The following is a 6,699-nucleotide window of genomic DNA, read 5'->3' on the forward strand; positions in this document are numbered from 1 at the left end:
CCTGACAGACGACGAGGTCGAAGCTGTCGTCGGCGAACGGGAGCCGAAGGGCGTCGCCCGCGACGACCGGGATGTGCTCGCCGGCGAACTCGAGCAGGTCCGCGTCGGCGTCGCAGCCGACGACCTCACCCGGGCACTCCGCGGCGAGCACGCGGCTCAGCTCGCCGGTGCCACAGCCGACGTCGAGCACGCGCTCTCGGGAGTCGAGCTCGAGAGGGGCCAGCGCCTGCCGGGAGTCGTCCCACATCCCCTCGCGGGTCCGCTCGAGGTAGGCTTCGGAGAACTCGCGCACGGCTCCTCGTAGTGCCAGCGGGAGTAAAAGCGGGTCGGTTCCGAGCGGCGTCGAAGCGGGTGTTTACGCCTCCTCCCGGAGTTCCTTCGTCTTCTCGATGTTCCAGGCGAAGCCCTTTCCGTCCTCAGTGGGCGTCTCGAGGGCGAAGGGCAACTCCCGAAGGTCGGGATGGTTGACGATCGCGCGGATGCCGTCCTCGCCGATGTAGCCCTCGCCGATGAGCGCGTGTTCGTCCTTGTGCGTGCCGACGTCGTGTTTCGAGTCGTTGAGGTGGATGTACTCGAGGTGCTCGAGGCCGATCTCGTCGTCGAACCGCCCGACGGTTTCGTCGACGGACTCGGGCGTCGTGAGGTCGTTGCCCGCGACCAGCGTGTGGGCGGTGTCGATGCAGATGCCGATATCCTCGTCCGTGCGGTCGATGATGCCCGCGAGGTGGGCGAACTCGCCGCCCAGTTTGGTCCCGCTACCCGCGTCGGACTCGATGAGGATCTGAACGTCCTCGGGGACGTCGAGTTCGTCGATGAGACTCGCCGCGTTGTCGAGACCGCCCTCGACGCCGGCGCCCGTATGCGCGCCCAGATGGACGTTTACGTACGGAATGCCCAGCTTCTCGGCCGCGTCGAGTTCGGCCTGCATGCTCTCTTTGGACTTTTCCCGGAGGTCGTCCTTCGGCGTACAGAGGTTGACGAGGTACGAGGAGTGGATCACCCACGGCCCCTCGAGCAGTTCGTCGCTCTCTTCGCGGAAGCCCTCGGCCGCTTCCTCGCTGATCTCGGGCTGGGCCCAGACCTGCGGCGAAGTCGTAAACACCTGTCCGCAGTTACCGCCGAAGGCGACCTGGCGGTGGACAGCGTTGCGGATGTCGCCGTACGGAGGCGTTTCGTCGTCCGAGGAGACGCGCGAGCCGGAGATCGAGACGTGTGCGCCGACCTTCATGGCCGAGAGTGGGTATCGCCGCGTGATAGATACTTCGGAGTCGGCGGATCGGCCGCTCGTCCCGAGGGGGAGACGGATGCGCTGAAGCGGGTCACGGTACTCCAAGCTTCTGGGAAGTAACTCGGGATTTTGTACCCGTTTGTCCCCAATCCTGACGTGAGGGGAAACACAATGACCGTAGCCGACGTCGAACGACAGTTGCTAGGTGACCCGGTTCGACCGATCGTCCGCGCCGCAGGCGGACTCGTCGTGGCCGCGGGTATCGCCGGACACGCCGCGCTCGGCACCGCCGCCGCGCTGTTTTTCTACGCGTTGCTGTTCGGACCGTGACGGAAAGCCGCGGTCCCGTCTTCGCCCGGACGAACCGTCCTACTGCTCGCCGGCCTCGAGGACCTCCCGATCTCGAACCCAGGCGTCCGCGCCGTACTTCCGGTCGGCGAGGTCGCGGGCCGCCTCGAGTTCGTCCGCGCGCCACTCGCCGTCGGTCGCTCCACACCACTCCCGCAGGGAGTCGGTGACGGTTTCGACGGCGGTCTCACGGTCGAGACTGGTCTGCTCGCGGATGCTGGTGACCCGATTGACGAACGTCTCCGCAGTGACATCGCTGTCGAAGACGTCGACGTGGTGATCGGGCTCGAGATCGTAGGATAGCGAGCCGTGCTGGATCACGACGTCTCGCTGGCGGTACTGGGCGTTGCCGCTGAGTTTCTTCGCGTCCGCGCCCGCACTCGCCGGTGCGACCACGTCGTGGGCCGGGTTGATGTCCCGAAGATAGCAGGAGGGGTAGTAGATCGACTCCTGTTCGGCATCCGCGAAGTCCGCGTCGATTCCCATCCGGTCGAACGCCTCGAGGATCGGCTCGCAAAACAGGGCATAACAGTCCATCAGGTCGCCGGGAACCTCCGCCGCCGGCGCGACGATCGTGTAGGAGATGTCGGCGTACCGGTCGTGGTAGATCCCCCCGCCGCCGGTCTGTCTGCGGGTGACGTCGACCCCAGCCCGTTCGCAGTACTCCCAGTCGACGGAGTCGGGATCCTGCCGGTAGCCCAGCGAGAGCGTGCTCGGCTCCCAGGAGTAGACGCGAACGGTCCGGAGATCGTCCTCGAGCGCCGTTCGGGCGGCGATCTCCTCGAGGGCCATCTGAGTCGGCCCGTCGCGGGCCTCGTCGGCGATGAGCCGCCAGTCGCGGTCGGCAAGCGCGGTCATGCTCGAGGGCAGGACGGCGAACCGGAAAGCGATTGCGACGACGCGCTCGTTTCATATCGTCCTCAGCGGTTTACCATCGGGCCGTGACGGCTACCCGTCGAGACGACGGCGCGTACGGATCGGCCCGCGTAGCCGTTGTCACGACGTTTTTACGTGCCGAACGGGTAGCTTCGGGACATGGTGCGGAACGTCGCCGAGTTACTGCCGGAGCTCGAGGAAGCGGACTTCTATCTCCTCTCGGGCGTGGAACAGGGAATGCGCTTCTCGGAGTGGGTCCAGCGGGAGAAGATCCCGAAGTTCGCCAACCTGACCGAGGAGGAGGTCGACTACCGCCTCGAGCGCTGTCTCAAGCGCGGGCTCGTCGAAAAAAAGACGATCCAGTACGAGGGGTACACCCTCCAGTTCGAGGGGTACGATGCGCTCGCGCTGCGGGCGCTCGTCGAACGGGAGACGATAATCGAGTTCGGCTCGCCGCTGGGCGTCGGCAAGGAGAGCGACGTCTACGAGGTTCGCTCCTACAAACCCCTGGCGCTGAAGTACCACCGCGAGGGGTACACGAACTTCCGGGAGGTCCACAAGGAGCGCGACTACACCTCCGACAAGGACCACGTCTCGTGGATGTACACCGCGCGCAAGGCGGCCGAGCGCGAACACGACATCCTCGAGGAACTCTACCCGGACGTCGCCGTCCCCCGACCGATCGACCAGAACCGCCACGCCATCGTCATGGAGAAGATGGACGGCGTCGAACTCTCCCGGACGCGACTCGAGCCCGATCAGGTACTCGGGGTGCTCGATCTGCTCGTCGGTGAGATCGCGGGCGCGTACGAGGCGGGATACGTCCACGCCGACATGAGCGAGTACAACGTCTTCGTCAACGAGGAGGGAGTGAAGGTGTTCGACTGGCCCCAGGCGGTACCGACCGATCACGCCAACGCCGACGAGTTCCTCGAGCGCGACCTCGAGAACCTGATCGGCTACTTCCGGCGGAAGTACCCCCAGCAGGTTCCCGACGAACACTCGAGCGACGAACTGGCGGCCTCGATCGCCGACGATTCCTTCGAGTCGATCCGCGAGTAGCGATCGTTCGCCCACTCCTTCTCCCGACGGGATGGTCGACCGCGAGAAGCGGTTCGAATCGGCGCTCACCGAAGTATAAATTGTATATAGTTATATAGAACGGAACCCGCTCCCGGTTCCCGGCGTTTCTCTCCGGTCGGGAGACAGTCGCGGTGTGAAGCCGATGATAGGATTATTTTGCCAGAAGACCCTATCTCCTTCATGGTAGAGAATGACAATCAGACGATCGACGGCGTCGGTCGCTGGGGTGGCGGCTTCACCGGCGGTCTGGCCGGCGGTATCGCAATGGGAGTCCTCCTCCACCTCGGGGGCAATCAGATCGAACTGCTCGGGGGTCTCGCGCCGATTCCGGCCGCCGATGTCGGCGCAGGGTGGACGATCCACCTGATACTCAGCGTGCTGTTCGGGCTGACGTTTGCGGCGGTCGTCTCGAGACCCGCGATCCAGAACGTCGTCGGCAGCTTTCGGGAGTACCTCATCGCCGGGATCGTCTTCGGGACGGTGATCGGCATCGTCGCCGGGGGACTGATCTTTCCGGCCGCGATGGCGCGGGCCGGGATCGGGACCTTCCCGCTGCCGTTCCTGCCCGTACCCGGGATGGCGGCGGAGCTGTTCGCGGCGCTCCTGTTCGCGATCGGCCACCTCGTCTACGGGCTGGTCCTCGGCGCGGTGTTCGCGGCCGTCAACGGGATCGCTCCCGAAGTGATTCGGAGGAGAGTTCCGACCTCCGAATAGTTCGGTCGAAACCTCCTTCTCGATTCGTTCTCTACGCCCGTGGTCCTTCGACGGTCTCGCCGACCGCCTCGGCCGTCTTCCGAACCCAACCCGTTTCGTCGGGCCAATACCGCAAAGCACTGCGACGGTTCCACTATCGGTGATACAGCCACGACCGAGAGTCGTTCCGTCGGCGGCAATCAGTTCTCGCTATCGGTCGAATCGAGTACCTCGAGTTCGATCGCTTTCGCCGTGCTCACGACGAGCCCGGTCGCGTCCTCCTCGAGTCGTTTTCCTCGCATCCGATCGGCGGGGCCGGAGACGCTGATCGCGGCGATCGGTTCGTCCTCGACGACGATCGGGCTGGCGACACACTGCCAGTTCGGCGTCTGTTCGCCACGGTCGAACGCGACGCGCTGGTCGCGGATCGACCGCAGCTGACTTCGGAGCGTGGCGGGGTGGGTGACAGTGCGGTCGGTTAGAGCCGGGAGGCCGGACCGGTCGATGTACGCGTCTACGGCGTCGTAATCGCGAAACGCGAGGATCGACTTTCCGGCAGCGGAGGCGTGTAACGAGACCTGGCCGCCCTCCGGGATCGGATGGTCACTGTCCCCGACACGGTAGAGGTAGACGCCGTGATCTGCCTCCGGAACGACGAGGTTGACGATCTCACCGGTCGTCCCGGCGAGCGTTCGCAGGTCCGTTTTCGCAGCGTCGTAGATCTGGTTGCGTTCGCGCGTGGCCAATCCGAGTCGGAGAAATTCGTGCGTGAGTTCGTAGCCGCCGTCGACGCGACGAACGTATCCCAGCGCGACGAGTGTACTAAGGTGGTTGTGAACGGCGCTCTTCGAGAGTTCGAGTTCCGTCGCTAATTCGGTGACGCCGCTTCGGTTTCGGTCCCGAAGTGACTCGACGATCGAGAAGGTGGTTGCAGTCGCCTGTACAGAGACGCCGTCCTCATCACCCATCGTTTCTCTCTCAGCTACGGGAGTCGAGCTACTAAACTGTTGTTCTCCATCAGTGAACAGCGTTCGAGTACGAGGGTTCGTTTCGTGTGGTCTCCGAAGAACGAAACGTACAAGTAGGAAAGATAATCCGCTTTCTCCGTAGCCACGACGAGATAACTATATAAAATAGCGACGTTCGCTCATTGGAAACGCGTCTCTTACGCTCTCTATCAGTTGTTCTTCGAGCACTGAGAAAAAGATTTAAGTTATGGCCGTTACTGTGTCTGGAATACTCGGTGTGTGCATGTCACAAGATACCATATACGGACGGTTCGGACGACGTCGACTGCTGAAGGGTACCACCGCACTCGGTGCGGCCGCACTGGCGGGCTGTATCGGCACCGGCGATCCCGAAGGGGACGACGACGGGACCGATACCGACGAGATAGCCGACGAGATTGCCGGCTGGGGATGGGACGTCGCCGCGCGCTCGATGGAGCTGACCGCCGACGAGTACAACGACGAGCACGACGCCTCGGTCGAGATCGAAGAGTTCGGCCAGGACGCGATGAAAGAGGACCTCCAGACGCGCCTCGCCTCGGGCTCGGGCGCGCCGGAGGTGTCGATGCTCGAGATGATCGACGGCCCGAGCTACATCGATACCGGAGCCGTGCTGGATATCACGGACCAAATTGAGGAGGCTGACGTCTACGACGACTTCGTTTCGGGCGTCTGGGAGTCGCTCACCGACGGGGACGATATCTACGCGCTGCCGTGGGATATCGGACCGACTGCGGTGTTCTACCGTACTGACGTCTACGACGAACACGGTCTCGACGCCGACGCGATCGAGACCTGGGACGACTTCATCGAACAGGGAGAGCAGCTTCCGGACGACGTCTACATGCTGAACCTGCCGGAGAACGACCTCGACGGATTCTGGCGGTTCCAGTTCCGACAGCTCGAGGGCGAACCGTTCACCGAGGACGGTGCGGTGAACATCCATTCGGAGACGTCCCTGCAGGTCGCCCAGAACATCAAGAATCTCCACGACGCCGGTATCGCGTCGAACCTCGAGGGCTGGTCGTCGGCCTGGTTCGGTGCGTACGGCGACGGCGACATCGCCTCGCTTCCCTCGGCGGCCTGGATGGAGGGGACGCTCCGCGCGGAGCTGCCGGAAACCGAGGGCGACTGGGGCGTCTACAAGATTCCGGCGTTCGAAGAAGGCGGCGCACGCGCGTCGAACTGGGGCGGCTCGAGCCTGATGATCCCGGACCAACACGAAAGCGGGGAGACCAGCCGTGCCTGGGACTACATCCGGTGGACGACCGCGACTGAGGAGATGCAGCTGCTCATGTACGACGAGTACGGGCTCTTCCCGGCCCTCGAGACGACGTACGACGCCGACATCTTCGGCGAGGAGCTGGACTTCTTCGGCGGACAGGCGGCTCGAGAGGTTTTCGCCGAGGTCGCCGAGGAGCTCCCGAGCTACCGGTTCACCGAGGACACGCCGGAAGTCAGCGA

Annotated in this window: 8 protein-coding genes; 4 read left to right on the plus strand and 4 right to left on the minus strand. The window is 64.1% G+C overall.

The window, feature by feature from the left end:
• Both ACNA7R_RS18550 and ACNA7R_RS18555 read right to left on the minus strand, forming a co-directional pair.
• Positions 1-292, minus strand: a 292-nt coding sequence (locus ACNA7R_RS18550; protein ID WP_416285003.1) for a class I SAM-dependent methyltransferase, incomplete at its 3' end; no start/stop codon positions are given.
• A gap of 63 nt (positions 293-355) precedes the next feature.
• Complete coding sequence (locus ACNA7R_RS18555; RefSeq protein ID WP_416285004.1) at positions 356-1,228, minus strand: deoxyribonuclease IV; 873 nt, start codon at positions 1,226-1,228, stop codon at positions 356-358.
• Positions 1,229-1,399: 171 nt separating this feature from the next.
• On the opposite strand from ACNA7R_RS18555, the gene ACNA7R_RS18560 reads away from it, so the two are divergent.
• Complete coding sequence (locus ACNA7R_RS18560; RefSeq protein ID WP_416285005.1) at positions 1,400-1,558, plus strand: hypothetical protein; 159 nt, start codon at positions 1,400-1,402, stop codon at positions 1,556-1,558.
• Positions 1,559-1,597: 39 nt separating this feature from the next.
• Here the strand turns inward: ACNA7R_RS18560 and ACNA7R_RS18565 are convergent, their stop codons facing one another.
• Positions 1,598-2,434, minus strand: a complete 837-nt coding sequence (locus ACNA7R_RS18565) for a biotin/lipoate A/B protein ligase family protein (RefSeq protein WP_416285006.1) — start codon at positions 2,432-2,434, stop codon at positions 1,598-1,600.
• A gap of 177 nt (positions 2,435-2,611) precedes the next feature.
• Between ACNA7R_RS18565 and ACNA7R_RS18570 the strand changes: the two genes are divergently transcribed.
• Together ACNA7R_RS18570 and ACNA7R_RS18575 are read left to right on the plus strand one after the other, a co-directional pair.
• Positions 2,612-3,514, plus strand: coding sequence for a serine/threonine-protein kinase RIO2 (locus tag ACNA7R_RS18570; protein WP_416285007.1), 903 nt, complete (start codon positions 2,612-2,614; stop codon positions 3,512-3,514).
• 201 nt (positions 3,515-3,715) lie between these two features.
• A complete protein-coding gene (locus ACNA7R_RS18575; RefSeq protein ID WP_416285008.1) occupies positions 3,716-4,249 on the plus strand; it encodes a hypothetical protein in 534 nt (177 codons plus the stop codon).
• Between the two features lie 179 nt (positions 4,250-4,428).
• Here ACNA7R_RS18575 and ACNA7R_RS18580 read toward each other — a convergent pair whose 3' ends face one another.
• Complete coding sequence (locus ACNA7R_RS18580) at positions 4,429-5,196, minus strand: IclR family transcriptional regulator (RefSeq protein ID WP_416285009.1); 768 nt, start codon at positions 5,194-5,196, stop codon at positions 4,429-4,431.
• Between the two features lie 283 nt (positions 5,197-5,479).
• On the opposite strand from ACNA7R_RS18580, the gene ACNA7R_RS18585 reads away from it, so the two are divergent.
• On the plus strand, positions 5,480-6,699 hold a 1,220-nt coding region (locus tag ACNA7R_RS18585; RefSeq protein WP_416285010.1), incomplete at its 3' end, for an ABC transporter substrate-binding protein.

It is taken from the genome of Natronococcus sp., from assembly GCF_047921035.1.
Taxonomy (GTDB): Archaea; Halobacteriota; Halobacteria; order Halobacteriales; family Natrialbaceae; genus Natronococcus.

What these genes read in the sequence shown, in the direction of transcription:
- ACNA7R_RS18565 (WP_416285006.1), bottom strand. Translation starts at nt 2,434, where the DNA reads ATGACCGCGCTTGCCGACCGCGACTGGCGGCTCATCGCCGACGAGGCC.
- ACNA7R_RS18580 (WP_416285009.1), bottom strand. Translation starts at nt 5,196, where the DNA reads ATGGGTGATGAGGACGGCGTCTCTGTACAGGCGACTGCAACCACCTTC.
- ACNA7R_RS18570 (WP_416285007.1), top strand. Translation starts at nt 2,612, where the DNA reads ATGGTGCGGAACGTCGCCGAGTTACTGCCGGAGCTCGAGGAAGCGGAC.
- ACNA7R_RS18575 (WP_416285008.1), top strand. Translation starts at nt 3,716, where the DNA reads ATGGTAGAGAATGACAATCAGACGATCGACGGCGTCGGTCGCTGGGGT.
- ACNA7R_RS18560 (WP_416285005.1), top strand. Translation starts at nt 1,400, where the DNA reads ATGACCGTAGCCGACGTCGAACGACAGTTGCTAGGTGACCCGGTTCGA.
- ACNA7R_RS18555 (WP_416285004.1), bottom strand. Translation starts at nt 1,228, where the DNA reads ATGAAGGTCGGCGCACACGTCTCGATCTCCGGCTCGCGCGTCTCCTCG.